We start from the raw sequence: 15,588 nt of genomic DNA on the forward strand, positions 1-15,588 counted from the left end.
TGGAAGGAAGGTTACACAATTGATTTATCTTGATCATAGCGCGACGACTAAACCAGATTCATCCGTAATGCAAACTTTTATACAAGCGAATGAACGATATTATGCCAATCCAGCTTCCCTTCATCAAATGGGTACAGAAGCCAATACATTATTAATGAAAGCAAGAGAGCAAATCGCTCAAATTCTGAAAACAGAGCCTGAGCATATAATTTTCACGTCAGGTGGAACAGAATCAAATAACTTTGCTATTAAAGGCCTTGCTAGAGCAAACCAGCATCGTGGAAAGCATATTCTAATCTCCGCTATCGAACATCCATCTGTCATCGAAAGTGCTCGTCATTTAACAAATGAAGGCTTTGAACTAGAATTTATTGGCGTCGATAAAAGTGGAAGCGTCAAACTATCTGACCTGCAAAGCAAAATTCGTAAAGATACAGTGCTAGTTAGTATTATGCATGTAAATAATGAGATGGGCTCTATTCAACCAATTTCGGAAATGGCGAAGATCATACGTTCAAATAGCCGTGCATTTTTCCATGTGGATGCAGTACAAAGCTTCGGGAAATTGCCGGTGCAATTTCAAGGAGATAATGGTCCAGATGCTTTAACCATTTCAGGTCATAAAATAAATGGCTTAAAAGGAACAGGCTTATTAGCTTTTTCTAAGCGCATTAAAATTCAACCGATACTACATGGTGGTGGACAAGAATTAGGTTACCGTAGTGGAACTGTTGCAGTACCTCAAAATGTTGCTTTAGCAAAAGCCATGCGCCTAGCTGTGGAGCAAATGACAGAGAATACACCGAAATTTGAAAAGTGGCGAGAGGATTTACATGCCTTTTTCAATAAATTTTATCATGTCCATGTTATTTCAAATAATGGTGGTGCACCACATATTATAAGTTGCAGTGTAAGAGGCTTAAAAGGTGAAGTTGTTGTCAATGCATTGCAAAGTGAAGGTTTTATCGTTTCAACATCTAGTGCGTGTTCCTCAAAAGATTCAAGTATTAGTCATGTTATAGAAGCTCTTCAAATAGAAGAAAGTTTCGAAAAAGGTGTTATTCGTATAAGTCTTGGCAATGGCTTAACAAATTCAGATATAGAACAATTTAAAGTAGTATTTGCGAAAATGATGAAACAATTAAAAGGAGAGACAATTCAACTATGAAATGGCATGAAATACTAATACGTTACGGTGAATTAACGACAAAAGGACGTAACCGAAAACAATTTATAACACGATTAAGAGAAAACTTACGCTTCTCATTTGCAGACATACCAGATATGAAAATTCGTGCAGAACGAGATCGTATGTATATTAGCAGTGATAAAGATGAAGATATGGATGAACTAATTAAACGATTACCAACAGTTTTTGGCATACATTCTTTTAGTCCAGTTGCAAAATGCGAACCGACTTTGGATGCAATGAAAGAACTTGCGATTAATATTATGAAATCAATCGATACAGATGGCAAAACGTTCAAAGTAAATGCAAAACGTTCAGATAAAAGATTTCCATTAGATACTTATGAATTACAACTTGAAATGGGTGGACATGTTTTAAGTAATATTCCGAATTTACATGTTCAAATGAAAGAACCTGAAATCGAACTTCGTATTGAAGTACGTGAACATGCAGTATATATGATGGTAGAAGTCATTCCTGGTGCTGGTGGTTTACCAGTCGGTGCAAACGGAAAAGCATTGCTATTATTATCTGGAGGTATCGACAGTCCAGTTGCAGGCTATTATATGATGAAACGCGGAGTGCGAATTGAGGCAATTCATTTCTTCAGCCCACCATATACAAGTGATCGTTCACTTGAAAAAGTTAAAGATTTAGCCGAAAGAATGAGTCGCTTCGGTGCGAATGTGCGTCTTCATATCATTCCATTTACTGAAATTCAACAAGTAATCCAACAACAAGTGCCAGAAAACGTAACTATGACTTCAACACGTCGTATGATGATGAAAATTTCAGATGCAGTACGTGAAGAAATCGGTGCTACAGCAATTGTGACTGGTGAAAACTTAGGGCAAGTAGCGAGCCAGACTTTAGAAAGCTTAGCTGCTATTAATGAAGTAACTTCAACGCCTATTTTACGCCCATTAATCACATACGATAAATTAGAAATTATCGACGTAGCAAGAAAAATTTACACATATGATATTTCAATACGTCCATATGAGGACTGCTGTACGGTATTTACACCAGCAAGTCCAAAAACAAAACCGAAATTAGAGAAAGTTGTGTATTATGAAAGCTTTACTGACTTCGATGAAATGATTAAAAAAGCGGTGCAAAACCGCGAAATTCATACATTCCCTAAGCAGAAGCAAGATGAATTTGCAGATTTACTCTAAAAGAAGAAAGAATTTCCTGTAATTTGCCCGTATGAAATCCCTCCTTCAGCGCATTCTATATTCACAAGGAGGTGATACACATGGCAAATTCAAATTCAAATCCACTTGAAGTAGCAGGTGCTAAACAAGCGATCGACCAAATGAAATACGAAATCGCACAAGAATTCGGAGTGCAACTTGGTCCAGACGCATCATCGCGTGCTAACGGTTCCGTTGGCGGAGAAATCACTAAGCGATTAGTGCAAATGGCTGAACAACAATTAAAAGGTTACAACAAATAATCAAATGATAATCAAATGATTATGTAACCAAAGGAGAAGCCGGTGGCAGATTTGTCATCGGCTTCTTTTTGTGTTAGTTTTGTTACCTAGTACTAAGACTTGATGATACATACGAGTTGTATGAAGTTAGAATTTTCTGTATAATGTAAATGTTCTTAATATGAGCATCTTAAGGGGGAGTTTTTCATGAAACGCGAAGATTTGCTTGCGCCAGAAGACTATAATTTAGTTGAGGAATTTGAAAAGTATATACATGATGAGGCAAGGAAAGCCATTGTTTATGAAAACGAAAACGGTAATACAGATGAAATCACTTATGCTGGCTTAATAAAAAAGGCAAATAAAGTGGCGAATGTATTTACTAACAACGGCTTAAAAAAAGGTGATGTAATCCTTATTATGGTGCCTCGCTTAATCGAAGCGTATGTTACTTACGTGGCTGCACTGAAAGCTGGGTTAGTTGTCATTCCTAGTTCCGAAATGTTACGTGCAAAGGATATCGATTATCGCCTTGTACATAGTGAAGCCAAAGCCATCGTTTCTTATGAGCCATATATTGAACAATTTGATGAAGTGAAACATTTAGAAGGCTTAAAACTTTTTGTTATTGGCCAAGCGCATAAACCTTGGATTGAAATTATTCAAGAAGCGGAAACAACATCTGAACAATTTGAAATGGCACCAACAAAAAATACAGATATGGCGTTTTTATCATATACAAGTGGTACAACGGGGAATCCTAAAGGTGTTGTCCATACGCACGGTTGGGCATACGCACATTTAAAAACAGCTGCAGCTCATTGGCTTGGAATTGAAGATGGCGATCTAGTATGGGCAACGGCAAGTCCTGGTTGGCAAAAATGGATTTGGAGCCCGTTTCTATCGGTATTAGGAAGTGGAGCTACTGGCTTTGTTTATAATGGCAAATTCGAGGCAACAAAATACCTGCAACTATTAGAAAAATATAAAGTAAATGCATTATGCTGTACGCCAACTGAATATCGTATTATGGCAAAAGTGGACGGTTTAGGAGAATATAACCTATCAGCATTACACAGTGCCGTTTCTGCAGGTGAACCGTTAAATCGCGAGGTAATCGATGTCTTTGCGAGACTATTTGGTTTAGAAGTCCGTGATGGCTATGGACAAACAGAAAATACATTATTAGTTGGCACGATGAAAGGTATGGAAGCAAGACCAGGTTCAATGGGGAAACCAACACCAGGTAATATCGTTGATGTTGTTGATGAATATGGTAAACCATGCCAGGCTGGAGAAGTTGGCGATATCGCTGTTCATGTATCAACTCCTGCCCTGTTTAAAGAGTATTTAAAAGATCCAGAAAGAACGAGCATGCAATTCCGTGGTGATTATTACATTACGGGAGATCAAGCCAAAAAGGATGAAGATGGATACTTCTGGTTTGAAGGGCGTTCTGACGATATTATTATTAGTTCTGGATATACAATTGGACCATTTGAAGTAGAGGATGCTTTAGTAAAACACCCTGCTGTACAAGAATGTGCAGTGATTGCAAGCCCAGATGAGATACGCGGTAATATCGTAAAAGCTTTTGTAGTTTTAAAAAATAAAGAAGATAATGTTTCAACTACACTTATTCAAGAGTTACAAGATCATGTGAAACAGCTAACAGCTCCTTATAAATATCCGAGAGCAATTGAATTTATAGATGAATTACCGAAAACTACTTCGGGTAAAATCCGTCGTGTGGAATTAAGAAATCTAGAATTAAATAAAGCGTAATGGTTGTAAAATAGAAGGTCTATTGTCACTGCAAAATAGCAGTGGAATGGGCCTTCTTTTTTATGTTACGTTTACTTTCATACACTAAAGTCATATAATTATAGCGGTAATCTATAAATTGAATATAGAATGAGGTGTTACTATGCAGGAAGAAAAGAAAGGTATACTTTCTGCCTTAGGAGCTTATATAATATGGGGTATCTTTCCACTTTATTGGAAAGGATTACAGCATGTTGCAAGCGAAGAGGTTTTAGCAGGACGAGTAATTTGGTCATTTATTTTAACATTAATATTTGTGGTTATCTTGAAGCAAGGGAAAATGTTATTAGTGGATTTTAAACAGTTATGGCAGCATCCAAAATCATTTTGGTTACTCGTTACTGCGGCTTATTTAATTTCACTCAATTGGTTTTTATACATATGGGCTGTTAATAATAATCATATCGTTGAGTCAAGCTTAGGTTACTATATGAATCCGTTAGTATCTGTCTTACTAGGGATATTCTTTTTAAAAGAAAAACTATCTAAAGCACAAGTCATGTCTTTCATAATTGCTGCAATTGGCGTTTTAATATTAGTTATTTCATATGGTCAGATTCCTTGGCTGTCATTCGGTTTAGCATTGACGTTTGGTGTTTATGGTTTACTAAAAAAGAAAGTACTAGTAGATGCGACTAGGGGACTAGTTTTAGAGACATTCTTTATATTACCTGTTGCCGTGGCATATTATGTTTATGTTTATTTCCACGGAAATATTTCATTTTTACATACGGATATAAAAACAGATGTACTTATTATTGGAACTGGTATTGTAACTGCGGTGCCATTAATATTATTTGCTACTGGAGCGCAGAAGATTCCATTATATTTAGTTGGATTTATTCAATATGTATCACCAACTATAATGTTATTTTTAGGTGTAATTGTTTATGGGGAATCATTTAGTGGAATAGATTTATTATCATTTTCATTCATTTGGGTAGCATTAATATTATTTTCAATTACTAAAATTATAGAGGTGAGAAAATCTAAAAATTAGTAATTTGGAAAAAATCGAAACATTTAGCAGTTTGGTTCGTAAGTTAATAGAAGGTAAAAGGAGGAAAAGAGAAGATGAATACAAAAAGGTGGATCGCTTTAGGAGCAGCTGCTTTCTTATTAGTTGCTTCAATTGGTGTAAATACAGTATTGAAGATTGCAACGACAGATTTTACATCAAAATTCGATAACGTACTTAATATGTCAGGTGGCACTACATACAGTGAACTACCAATCGAATCAGGTGACTTAAACAAGCGAATTGCTGTTTTATCCGTAAACGGTACAATTCAAGATAATGGAGGTTCTGGTTCTTTACTAGGTGGAGCTGCAAGCTATAATCATCAGTTTTTTATGAATCAATTAGAGTCGATTATAGATGATAAAACTGTTAAAGGTGTAGTATTAAAAGTGAACTCACCAGGTGGTACTGTTATTGAATCGAAACAAATTTATGACAAGATTAAAGAACTTCAACAGAAACGTAATATTCCATTATATGTATCTATGGGATCGATGGCTGCCTCAGGTGGTTATTATATTTCAGCACCAGCAGATAAAATCTTTTTAGATGAAGAGACGATGACTGGATCAATTGGTGTAATCATGCAAGGCTTGAATTATGGTAAATTGGCAGAAAAATACGGAATTGAATTTCAAACAATCAAAACAGGTAAGTACAAAGATATTATGAGTGCTACACGTGAAATGACTTCTGATGAGCGCGCTATGTTACAAGAAATGATTAATGATTCTTATGAACGTTTTGTTGATGTTATTGAAGATGGCCGTGGCATGAGTGAAAAAGATGTTAAGAAAGTTGCTGATGGTCGAATTTTAAATGGTACACAGGCTATTAAAGCTGGCTTAGCTGATGAAGTTGGCTATGCAGAAGATACGATTGAAGCGATGAAAAAGGATCATAAACTAGAAGGTGCTGAAGTTTTTGAATATGCTACTTCAGAAGATTGGACTTCACTATTCTCTGTGAAAATGAATAATCTATTTGGCGCTTCTGCTGAAACACAAGCAATTAGTAAAATTCTTTCTAACTACAATTCTGCACCGCGTATGATGTATATGTACGGTGATGAGTAAGGGGCGATGAAAATTGACGGAATTTGTTGAGGTACACACGATTAGTCAAAAGCCGGTACAGGTTAGAAAAATAGAAGAATATCAGTTAAAACCAGCAGGATTTTGGGTAAGGTTTTGGGCTTATTTATTGGATTTAGCTATCATTAGTGCAATTTCTGGCTTAACAGTCAATCCGATTGTGACTATACTTGGAATCAATACTGACAACGCGCCGTGGTATGCGCCGGTCACAATTGTTTCTAGTGTTATTTTCTATTTATATTTTGTTATTATGACGAAGTTTTTGAATCAAACGGTAGGGAAAATGGTCTTTGGACTGAAAGTAGTTCATGTAAAAGAGCAAAAGCTAAAGTGGGGTACGGTAATTTTCCGGGAATGGATTGGGCGTTTCTTTTCTGCTACTTTACCGGTCATCTATTGGATGGTAGCTTTTACACCAAATAAAAAAGGATTACATGATTATATTGCAGATACAATTGTAGTTCATGAAAATACTTATGAAAAACATGATAAGATGGTACGAGTAGAACATAAAGAACCGACTGTTGCTGAATCAAAAGAAGAGGAAAATCTATCAGTTGATAAAGAAGCAGTCGATTCTGAGGTTTCTCAGTTGCAAGAGCCTAAAAGATTCGAGTAAGATTAAATACAAGGAGGCGTTGAAATGGTACAAGTAACATTTAAAAATAACCCTGTAACATTAGTAGGTAACGAAGTAAAAGTAGGTGATCAAGCACCTGATTTTACAGTGCTAGCTCCAGATCTTTCTGAAAAAACATTACAAGATTATGAAGGTAAAATTCGTCTAATAAGTGTAGTACCTTCAATTGACACAGGTGTATGTGATGCACAAACACGTCGTTTCAATGAAGCTGCTTCTGAATTAGGTGAAGATGTAGCCATTTTAACAATTTCATGTGACTTACCATTCGCTCAAAAACGCTGGTGCGGTGCGAACGGTATTGAAAATGTTTATACATTATCAGATCACCGTAATATGTCATTCGGTGATGCTTATGGTGTACATATGAAAGAACTTCGCTTATTAGCGCGTTCTGTATTCGTTGTAGACCAAGCTGGAAAAGTTGTTTATGCAGAGTATGTATCTGAAGGTACAAACCACCCAGATTATGAAGGTGCATTAGTAGCTGTTAAAGAACTAGCAAAATAAGAATTCTAATGATTAAAACAACATGAAACCCACTCTGCCTTTTATGAGTGGGTTTCACGTTTGAAGGAGTAAATATGGAAACAATAGAAAAACTCTTTTCTTTTATTAATGACAATGCTCAGAAAATAGAGAAAGAACAAGAATTATCCTATTTAGATAGTGTTTTAGAAGTATTGAATGCATGGTTAGATGGCGATAATGTACCGGCTGGTAAAGTGGCTTCAAAAGAAGATATTCGTAAGGCAATTCAACTGGCTATTTTAAAAGGGATGCGTGAAAATGCACAACCTAATCACCAAATGACTCCAGATGCATTGGGGTTATTAGTTGGTTATTTCGTGGAACAATTTATGGATAGTCAAGAGAAGGATGGTGCTAAAATCAAACTTCTAGATCCAGCAGTTGGTACGGGGAATTTACTATTAACCGTAATGAATTTACTACAAGACCGAGCAGATGGGGTTGGAGTAGAAATTGACGAGCTACTAATTCAATTAGCGGCAGCAGCTGCAGATTTAACAGAGCAGCCAGTTTCACTTTTCCGTCAAGATGCATTGCAAAATTTAATGATTGATCCAGCGGATGCAGTAGTCTGTGATTTACCAGTAGGCTATTATCCAAATGATGAAGTAGCAAAAGAATTTGAATTAAAGGCTACTGAAGGCATGATATATGCGCATCACTTATTTATCGAGCAGTCATTGAAATATTCGAAGGATGGCGGATATCTATTCTTCTTAGTACCTGAGAATATTTTTGAATCAGAACAAGCGCAAGGTTTGTATAAATATTTGCAAAAAACAGCATGGATTCAAGCAGTAATTCAATTACCGAGTTCACTTTTTTCAAATAAAGCACATTCGAAGAGTCTATTTATCTTACAAAAGAAAAGTGCTGATGGAAAACCTGTGAAGGAAGTATTACTTGCTAAAGTACCTAGTATGACGAATAAGCAAGCGCTAGAAATGTTCTTTACAAAAGTACAAATTTGGAAAAAAGAGCAGAAATAATACGAAAAAAAGAGGCCCTAATGTTTATTAGGAGCCTCTTTTTATTTAATAATTATTTAGCATCAGATTCTGGTGTACGTACTACAAGTACATCACATTTAGCAGAGCGAACGATGTTTTCAGAAACACTACCGATTAGGAAGCGTTCAACAGCATTTAAACCTGTTGCACCACAGATGATTAAATCTACTTCGTATTTTTTAGAAATTTCTTTAGTAATAATTGTTTTTGGGGAACCGTATTCGATTAAAACTTTAACATTTTCTACACCAGCTGTTTCAGCCTCTTTTTTATAGCCAGCAAGCAACTCTTGAGCAAAAGTTTGAGCACGTTCAGCAATTGAGCGGTCATATGCTTCAACAGCAGCAAATGAACGAGTGTCGATCACGTTTACTAAATTTAACGTTGCATTGTTACGTTTAGCAATTCCAACTGCTTTTTCGAATGCCCATTTTGCTTCAGCGGAACCGTCTACAGCTACGATGATATTGTTATAAGATAATGTCATATGTAATTCCTCCTTTTAATTTAATATTATTATACCACCCAATAGAAACAAATAAACACCATAATATTGAAGTATATGTGAAAGCTTTCCAACTAAAGTGTGAACAATTGCGTGGAAATGTTGAATTTCAAATAAGACTTATATTGAGAGAATAATAAAAAAATATAATTTTCTAAATTTATACACAAATGAGTGTTAAAATCTGTTAGAATGAACATGTTTTTAAATAGAGTTACTTGTTCATTTTATTAATACAACAAGAGCTAATAGCTTTTCACAATTAGGAGGATGGATTATGAAGATTGGTATTCCAAAAGAGATTAAAAATAATGAAAACCGTGTTGCTATGACACCTGCTGGAGTGGTCAACTTAACAGTTTTCGGACATGAAGTATTCATCGAAAAGGGAGCCGGTCTAGGGTCTGGTTTTGGAGATGAAGATTATGTAGCTGCTGGGGCACATATTGTAGGGACAGCTGAAGAAGCTTGGTCTCAAGAAATGGTGATGAAGGTAAAGGAACCAGTTGCATCTGAATATGGTTATTTCCATGAAGGACTTATTCTGTTTACTTATTTACACTTAGCACCAGAGCCAGAATTGACTCAAGCATTGCTTGATAAAAAAGTAGTAGGGATTGCTTATGAAACAGTGCAACTTCCAAATAGATCATTGCCTTTATTAACACCGATGAGTGAAGTTGCAGGACGTATGGCAACTCAAATCGGTGCTCAGTATCTTGAGAAAATGGAAGGCGGTAAAGGTATTCTTCTAGGTGGAGTACCAGGAGTGACACGTGGTAAAGTTACTATCATTGGTGGAGGAATGGCTGGTGCAAACGCAGCACAAATTGCTATTGGTATGGGGGCTGATGTAACAATTATCGATCTAAGCCCTGAACGTTTACGCGTACTAGATGACCAATTTGGTCGTGATGTTCAAACTCTTATTTCAAACCCATTCAATATTGCCGAGTCTGTAAAAAATTCAGATTTAGTAATTGGAGCAGTACTTATTCCAGGTGCAAAAGCGCCTAAGCTTGTAACAGAAGAAATGATCAAATCAATGTCTCCTGGTTCTGTAGTAGTGGATATTGCAATTGACCAAGGTGGTATTTTCGAAACTTCTGATCGTATTACTACCCATGATAATCCTACTTATGTGAAACACGGAGTAGTACATTATGCAGTAGCAAATATGCCTGGTGCTGTACCACGTACTTCAACAATGGCTCTTACAAACAATACTGTTCCTTACGCTTTGCAAATTGCTAACAAAGGCTATCAACAAGCTTGCTTAGACAATGAAGCATTGAAAAAAGGATTAAATACTTTAGATGGTCATGTCACTTTTGCAGCAGTTGCAGAAGCATTAAACCATCCTTATGTAGATGCAAATACATTATTAAGATAATGAAAGTAAAAGTCACTTAGTAATTTTACTAAGTGACTTTTTGTATAGAAAAGGACTACTCAATAGAGGGTAGTCCTTTCTGTTATTAAAGAATGATTAATTCTTTTGGATATTTAGTTAGAACTTCCACGCCATCTTTTGTTACATATACATCGTCTTCGATACGGACGCCAGTAACATCGTCTTTGTAAATACCAGGTTCGATTGTAAATACCATACCTTCTTGAAGAGGCATTTCGTTAGCTCCGTGAACAGATGGGAATTCATGTACAGAAATGCCCAAACCGTGACCTAAACGGTGAGTGAAATATTCACCGTAACCAGCATCAGTAATAACGTCACGAGAAATCTTATCTAAATCCATCGCACGAACACCAGGTTTAACAGCTGCAATAGCAGATTCGTTGGCATTGCGAACAGTTTCATAAATTTCTTTTTGAGCAGATGTTGGCTCACCAAATGACACTGTACGTGTAATATCTGAGCAATAGCCGTTATAGACAACACCAAGATCAAATAAGATGAAATCACCTTTTTCAATTTTACGTTCACCAGGATTACCGTGTGGAGAAGCAGTTTTCTTACCACTTAAAACCATTGTATCGAAAGACATATATACGCCTTTTTTCTTCATAGCTAGTTCAATGGCAGATAATATTTCAAGTTCAGTCTTACCTTCAGCAATTTCACTGCAACCTACTTCAATAGCATAATCCGCTAGAGCAGCTGCTTGTCGCAAGTTTTCAAGTTCCTCTTCGGATTTCACTAGACGCATGTTATTTAATTGGTCATCAAAGCCAACAAATTTTGTAGTAGGGAAGAAGTCATTAAGTGCTTCTAATCGCTCAACGGTTAAATGTGATTTTTCGATTGCAATATTTTGTAATGAAAGTCCACGTGCTTCTGCTGCTTGATGTAATAGTGCCCATGCATTCTCGGTGTCTTCATGACCAACTACTTCATGTGACCAGCCTGCAGCTTTAGCATCAGGTACTTCCATTTTAGGGCAAATTAAAAATGGTTCCGCATCTTGGAAAATCATTACTCCAAGTAGTCTTTCGTGTGGATTACTTTTAAATCCAGATACATAAAACACATTATCAGGTGTTGTCACAAATGCAGCGTCAATACTTTGTTCTTTTAAATAGTTTGAAATAGTTTGTATTTTACTCATTATTAATCCCCCTTGGATTGATTTAATAGACCATGGCTAAAGAAAGCCTGAGGTACTATGTTATTAGAATACCAAAAAAGAAGGAGAAAACGTATTGATAACGAATATTTTTTAGTAAGTCGAAATATTAGGAGGATTTAATTATGAAAGTTTCATATCACGGGCATTCAATTGTGAAAATTCAGGTGAATGGTTATACAATTTTAATCGATCCTTTTATTAATGGTAACAAATTAACGGATCTAAAAGTGGAAGACCAAAAGCCAGATGTGATTTTATTGACGCACGGACATAATGACCATGTCGGGGATACGGTGGAGATTGCAAAAGCGGCTGATGCTTTAGTAGTGGCACCTGATGAGTTAGCAAGTTATTTGTCCTGGCAAGGCGTTAAAACTCATCCACTACATATAGGGGGCTCTTATGTATTTGATTTTGGCAAAGTTAAATTAACACAAGCATTCCATGGCTCGTCTTATACGACAGAGAATCGTGAAATTATTTATACAGGTATGCCATCTGGTATTTTATTTTTTGCAGAGGGTAAGACAGTTTATCATGCAGGTGATACAGCGTTGTTTAGCGATATGAAATTAATAGGCGAGCGCCATCCAATTGATATAGCGTTTTTACCAATTGGAGATAACTTTACAATGGGACCAGAAGATGCAGCGTGTGCAGTATCTTATTTAAAACCGAAAGTTGTTGTTCCAGTGCATTATAATACATTCCCGCTTATCGAACAGGATCCGCAGGACTTTGCAGAAATGGTGTCGATTACTGAAGTGAAAGTATTAAATCCGGGAGAAGAACTGGAGATTTGATTAAAAAACCTGAAAGAATATGTCTTTATTGGTTTTTCAACTAATGAATATGACCAGAATGTGGTACACTTAAGCAACAATGATGTTGGAAAATAGGTGATTTTATGGCTACAAAACATGAGAAGATTCTTCAATATATAGAATCACTTCCTGTAGGGGATAAAATTTCTGTGCGACAAATCGCAAAGGATATATCCGTGAGTGAAGGGACTGCTTATCGTGCAATTAAAGAAGCAGAAACAAGAAGACTCGTAAGTACGATTGAGCGTGTTGGAACGATTCGAATTGAGAAGAAGAAAAAAGAGAATATTGAAAGACTTACTTTTGCTGAAATCGTTAATATAGTGGATGGACAAGTATTAGGCGGTAAAGATGGTTTGCATAAAACACTGACGAAATTTGTTATCGGTGCGATGAAGCTTGAGGACATGATGCGTTATACCGATGCAGGTTGTCTTTTAATTGTTGGAAACCGAGGTCGTACGCATGAAAACGCCCTAAAAGAAGGTGCGGCTGTTTTAATAACAGGCGGCTTTGATACGGCGGAAGAAACGAAAAAGCTTGCTGACCAGTTAGAATTACCAATTATCTCGACTAGTTATGATACTTTTACTGTAGCAACAATGATTAACCGTGCAATTTATGACCAATTGATTAAAAAAGAGATATTGTTAATTGAAGATATTTTTGTCTCAATGAAAGATACTGCTTTCTTAAAGTCGACGGATACGGTTCGCGAGTATCATTTATTAAATGCTTCAACGACTCATGGGGGATTTCCAGTAGTGGATAAGCATCATAAAATTGTTGGCATAGTGACCTCACGTGATGTGATTGGTAAACAAGACGATGATCCTATTGATCGATTAATGACACGTAATCCTATTACGGTGTCGATGAAAACCAGTGTCGCAACGGCAGGGCATCGAATGATTTGGGAAGGCATTGATTTACTACCAGTAGTCAATGATCAAGGATTATTACAAGGTGTGATTAGCCGTCAGGATGTCTTAAAAGCGTTACAAATGGCTCAAAGGCAGCCCCAACATGGAGAAACAATAGATGACCTAGTAAAAAATGAGATTAAAATGGCAAGAGACGATGAGGAAACTACAGTAGAATTTACCGTAACACCTCAAATGACAAACCAATTTGGTGCTATTTCATACGGTGCATTTACTACCTTGCTAGTAGAAGCGGGTTCTATTGCACTTAAAAAATTTAAGCGCGGTGAAAGTGTCGTAGAGAATATGACAATTTACCATATGAAACCGGTTCAAATGGAGACATCATTAGTCGTAAAACCACGCATTTTGGATATGAGTCGTAAATTTGTGAAAATGGATTTCGAAGTTTATAGTGAAGCTATGTTAGTTGGTAAAGCGATGATGACCTTCCAATTATTAGAGCGCTAAATGTATTGAATTCGACAAAAAAGTGATGCACAGTACTGTGCATCACTTTTTATTCAAACGATATTCTTCTTCAACAAATTGTCCATAGTGGCGAACTCGTTTATTATAATTAAATGCAGTAAATAGGCCGAAAAGAATTAAAACTGCACATACAATATACGTTAAAGTGGTGTGGTACATAATTATTTGGTTGACACCAAAAATAACTAATAAGCCACCTAAAGCTACACCAGCACGACTCGAATACCATTTTTTTCGAATAGGTAAATCAGAACGGAATTGTTTTGTTTTAAGATAAAAATAAAAAACCACTGTAATAGCAATTAAAATTGCTAGAACAACATTCAAAATATTAGACATGGTGTTCCTCCTATAAAAGCAAAGCTGATTCTAGTTTAACGATAAATACAGGAAAAAGCGAGTAGAAAAACAAAGGGAACTTGTTATATAGAGAGACTATGAGAGATTAAATTATTCTATATATATCCTTTTATAAAATCTAATATGCTAACCTTTGTACAGTCGGGATTTAGGGGTTCACAATCATTTAAAGGAGAATCATAATGAAACGACAAATTATTGACACAATTAAACAATATGACACAATTATTATTCATCGTCATGTTAGACCAGATCCAGACGCATACGGTTCACAAATGGGTCTACAAGCTATTTTACAAGCGACTTATCCGGAAAAAACAGTATATACAACAGGTGAGCATGAGGAATCCCTTTCATTTCTAGGAGAGCCTCAAGTTGTTGCTGATAAAGAGTTTGAAAATGCTCTTGTCATTGTTACTGACACAGCTAATACAGAGCGTGTCGACGATCAACGCTACAAACAAGGGAAGTTTTTAATTAAAATAGACCATCATCCAAATGATGATGCTTATGGTGATATGCTTTGGGTCAATACAAATGCAAGCTCATGTAGTGAGATGATCTATGATCTATTCACCGAGGGTAGAAAAGTAGCGGATTGGAAAATGGATAGTAAAGCGGCTCGTTTCTTATTTGCGGGTATCGTTGGTGATACTGGGCGCTTTATCTATCCAAGTACAACAGAAACGACATTTAACACTGTTGGAGAATTAATTAAATATAATTTTGATCGTACAGAATTATTTGATGGTATGTATGAATTGAGCCGAGAATTGCTTCATATGCAAGGTTATATATTCCAAAATTTTGTGATGGATGATAATGGTGCAGCTTATATTAAATTAACAATTAAAGTTTTAGAGCTATTTGGCGTATCCGCTTCCGATACTTCTCTTTTAGTAGGGTCATTAGGTAATGTTAAAGGGATTAAGGCGTGGGTGATTTTTGTAGAAGAGGCAGATCAAATTCGTGTTCGCTTACGTTCAAAAGGACCAATTATTAATACTCTTGCAAAACAATATAATGGTGGGGGCCACCCAATGGCATCTGGCGCAACTATTTATAATTGGGAAGAATCAGAAGAGGTTATCTCGAAATTAAAAGAACTTTGTGCAAAATACTAACTATCGAAAGGAAGAGATGAAG

General features: G+C 36.2%; 16 protein-coding genes. 13 read left to right on the plus strand and 3 right to left on the minus strand.

Annotated elements, in window-relative coordinates; all coding sequences use genetic code 11:
• Positions 1-19: 19 nt before the first annotated feature.
• From MHH85_RS02665 to MHH85_RS02705, 9 genes are all read left to right on the plus strand, one after another.
• Positions 20-1,168, plus strand: coding sequence for a cysteine desulfurase family protein (locus MHH85_RS02665; RefSeq protein ID WP_340705865.1), 1,149 nt, complete (start codon positions 20-22; stop codon positions 1,166-1,168).
• The gene (thiI, locus tag MHH85_RS02670) at positions 1,165-2,367 is read left to right on the plus strand and encodes a tRNA uracil 4-sulfurtransferase ThiI (protein ID WP_340705866.1); all 1,203 of its coding nucleotides are present in this window, start codon (positions 1,165-1,167) and stop codon (positions 2,365-2,367) included. The genes MHH85_RS02665 and thiI overlap by 4 nt, the downstream gene beginning before the upstream one ends.
• An 80-nt stretch (positions 2,368-2,447) precedes the next feature.
• Positions 2,448-2,648 carry an alpha/beta-type small acid-soluble spore protein gene (locus MHH85_RS02675; protein WP_038187843.1) on the plus strand — a complete coding sequence of 67 codons (201 nt, stop codon included), beginning with the start codon at positions 2,448-2,450 and terminating at the stop codon, positions 2,646-2,648.
• A gap of 186 nt (positions 2,649-2,834) precedes the next feature.
• On the plus strand, positions 2,835-4,412 hold the full coding sequence (gene mbcS / locus MHH85_RS02680) for an acyl-CoA synthetase MbcS (RefSeq protein WP_340705867.1): 1,578 nt from the start codon (positions 2,835-2,837) through the stop codon (positions 4,410-4,412).
• A 142-nt stretch (positions 4,413-4,554) separates the two neighbouring features.
• Entirely contained in the window at positions 4,555-5,451 is an 897-nt protein-coding gene (rarD, locus tag MHH85_RS02685; protein ID WP_340705868.1) for an EamA family transporter RarD, read from the plus strand.
• Between the two features lie 74 nt (positions 5,452-5,525).
• Positions 5,526-6,548 carry a signal peptide peptidase SppA gene (gene sppA, locus MHH85_RS02690; protein WP_340705869.1) on the plus strand — a complete coding sequence of 341 codons (1,023 nt, stop codon included), beginning with the start codon at positions 5,526-5,528 and terminating at the stop codon, positions 6,546-6,548.
• A 13-nt stretch (positions 6,549-6,561) separates the two neighbouring features.
• Positions 6,562-7,188: an RDD family protein gene (locus tag MHH85_RS02695; RefSeq protein WP_340705870.1), complete on the plus strand. Its 627-nt coding sequence runs from the start codon at positions 6,562-6,564 to the stop codon at positions 7,186-7,188.
• Positions 7,189-7,212: 24 nt separating this feature from the next.
• Entirely contained in the window at positions 7,213-7,719 is a 507-nt protein-coding gene (tpx, locus tag MHH85_RS02700; protein ID WP_340705871.1) for a thiol peroxidase, read from the plus strand.
• Positions 7,720-7,793: 74 nt separating this feature from the next.
• Positions 7,794-8,729 carry a class I SAM-dependent methyltransferase gene (locus tag MHH85_RS02705; RefSeq protein ID WP_340705872.1) on the plus strand — a complete coding sequence of 312 codons (936 nt, stop codon included), beginning with the start codon at positions 7,794-7,796 and terminating at the stop codon, positions 8,727-8,729.
• Positions 8,730-8,781: 52 nt separating this feature from the next.
• Here the strand turns inward: MHH85_RS02705 and MHH85_RS02710 are convergent, their stop codons facing one another.
• Positions 8,782-9,237 (minus strand): universal stress protein, encoded by a 456-nt coding sequence (locus MHH85_RS02710; protein ID WP_193740721.1) that lies wholly within the window; start codon positions 9,235-9,237, stop codon positions 8,782-8,784.
• Between the two features lie 295 nt (positions 9,238-9,532).
• Here MHH85_RS02710 and ald point away from each other — a divergent pair, with 295 nt between their 5' ends.
• A complete protein-coding gene (gene ald / locus MHH85_RS02715; protein WP_193740720.1) occupies positions 9,533-10,648 on the plus strand; it encodes an alanine dehydrogenase in 1,116 nt (371 codons plus the stop codon).
• 85 nt (positions 10,649-10,733) lie between these two features.
• Here ald and MHH85_RS02720 read toward each other — a convergent pair whose 3' ends face one another.
• Entirely contained in the window at positions 10,734-11,822 is a 1,089-nt protein-coding gene (locus MHH85_RS02720) for a M24 family metallopeptidase (RefSeq protein WP_193740719.1), read from the minus strand.
• A 143-nt stretch (positions 11,823-11,965) separates the two neighbouring features.
• On the opposite strand from MHH85_RS02720, the gene MHH85_RS02725 reads away from it, so the two are divergent.
• Positions 11,966-12,646, plus strand: coding sequence for a metal-dependent hydrolase (locus MHH85_RS02725; RefSeq protein ID WP_340705873.1), 681 nt, complete (start codon positions 11,966-11,968; stop codon positions 12,644-12,646).
• A 104-nt stretch (positions 12,647-12,750) separates the two neighbouring features.
• Positions 12,751-14,061, plus strand: a complete 1,311-nt coding sequence (locus MHH85_RS02730) for a DRTGG domain-containing protein (RefSeq protein ID WP_193740717.1) — start codon at positions 12,751-12,753, stop codon at positions 14,059-14,061.
• 42 nt (positions 14,062-14,103) lie between these two features.
• Here the strand turns inward: MHH85_RS02730 and MHH85_RS02735 are convergent, their stop codons facing one another.
• Positions 14,104-14,421, minus strand: coding sequence for a YtpI family protein (locus tag MHH85_RS02735; protein WP_340705874.1), 318 nt, complete (start codon positions 14,419-14,421; stop codon positions 14,104-14,106).
• A gap of 203 nt (positions 14,422-14,624) precedes the next feature.
• On the opposite strand from MHH85_RS02735, the gene MHH85_RS02740 reads away from it, so the two are divergent.
• Entirely contained in the window at positions 14,625-15,566 is a 942-nt protein-coding gene (locus tag MHH85_RS02740; protein WP_340705875.1) for a DHH family phosphoesterase, read from the plus strand.
• The last annotated feature ends 22 nt before the right edge of the window (positions 15,567-15,588 follow it).

It is taken from the genome of Viridibacillus sp. FSL E2-0187, assembly GCF_038006425.1.
GTDB lineage: Bacteria > Bacillota > Bacilli > Bacillales_A > Planococcaceae > Viridibacillus > Viridibacillus arvi.

What these genes read in the sequence shown, in the direction of transcription:
- thiI (WP_340705866.1), top strand. Translation starts at nt 1,165, where the DNA reads ATGAAATGGCATGAAATACTAATACGTTACGGTGAATTAACGACAAAA.
- MHH85_RS02675 (WP_038187843.1), top strand. Translation starts at nt 2,448, where the DNA reads ATGGCAAATTCAAATTCAAATCCACTTGAAGTAGCAGGTGCTAAACAA.
- mbcS (WP_340705867.1), top strand. Translation starts at nt 2,835, where the DNA reads ATGAAACGCGAAGATTTGCTTGCGCCAGAAGACTATAATTTAGTTGAG.
- rarD (WP_340705868.1), top strand. Translation starts at nt 4,555, where the DNA reads ATGCAGGAAGAAAAGAAAGGTATACTTTCTGCCTTAGGAGCTTATATA.
- sppA (WP_340705869.1), top strand. Translation starts at nt 5,526, where the DNA reads ATGAATACAAAAAGGTGGATCGCTTTAGGAGCAGCTGCTTTCTTATTA.
- tpx (WP_340705871.1), top strand. Translation starts at nt 7,213, where the DNA reads ATGGTACAAGTAACATTTAAAAATAACCCTGTAACATTAGTAGGTAAC.
- MHH85_RS02705 (WP_340705872.1), top strand. Translation starts at nt 7,794, where the DNA reads ATGGAAACAATAGAAAAACTCTTTTCTTTTATTAATGACAATGCTCAG.
- MHH85_RS02710 (WP_193740721.1), bottom strand. Translation starts at nt 9,237, where the DNA reads ATGACATTATCTTATAACAATATCATCGTAGCTGTAGACGGTTCCGCT.
- ald (WP_193740720.1), top strand. Translation starts at nt 9,533, where the DNA reads ATGAAGATTGGTATTCCAAAAGAGATTAAAAATAATGAAAACCGTGTT.
- MHH85_RS02720 (WP_193740719.1), bottom strand. Translation starts at nt 11,822, where the DNA reads ATGAGTAAAATACAAACTATTTCAAACTATTTAAAAGAACAAAGTATT.
- MHH85_RS02725 (WP_340705873.1), top strand. Translation starts at nt 11,966, where the DNA reads ATGAAAGTTTCATATCACGGGCATTCAATTGTGAAAATTCAGGTGAAT.
- MHH85_RS02730 (WP_193740717.1), top strand. Translation starts at nt 12,751, where the DNA reads ATGGCTACAAAACATGAGAAGATTCTTCAATATATAGAATCACTTCCT.
- MHH85_RS02735 (WP_340705874.1), bottom strand. Translation starts at nt 14,421, where the DNA reads ATGTCTAATATTTTGAATGTTGTTCTAGCAATTTTAATTGCTATTACA.
- MHH85_RS02740 (WP_340705875.1), top strand. Translation starts at nt 14,625, where the DNA reads ATGAAACGACAAATTATTGACACAATTAAACAATATGACACAATTATT.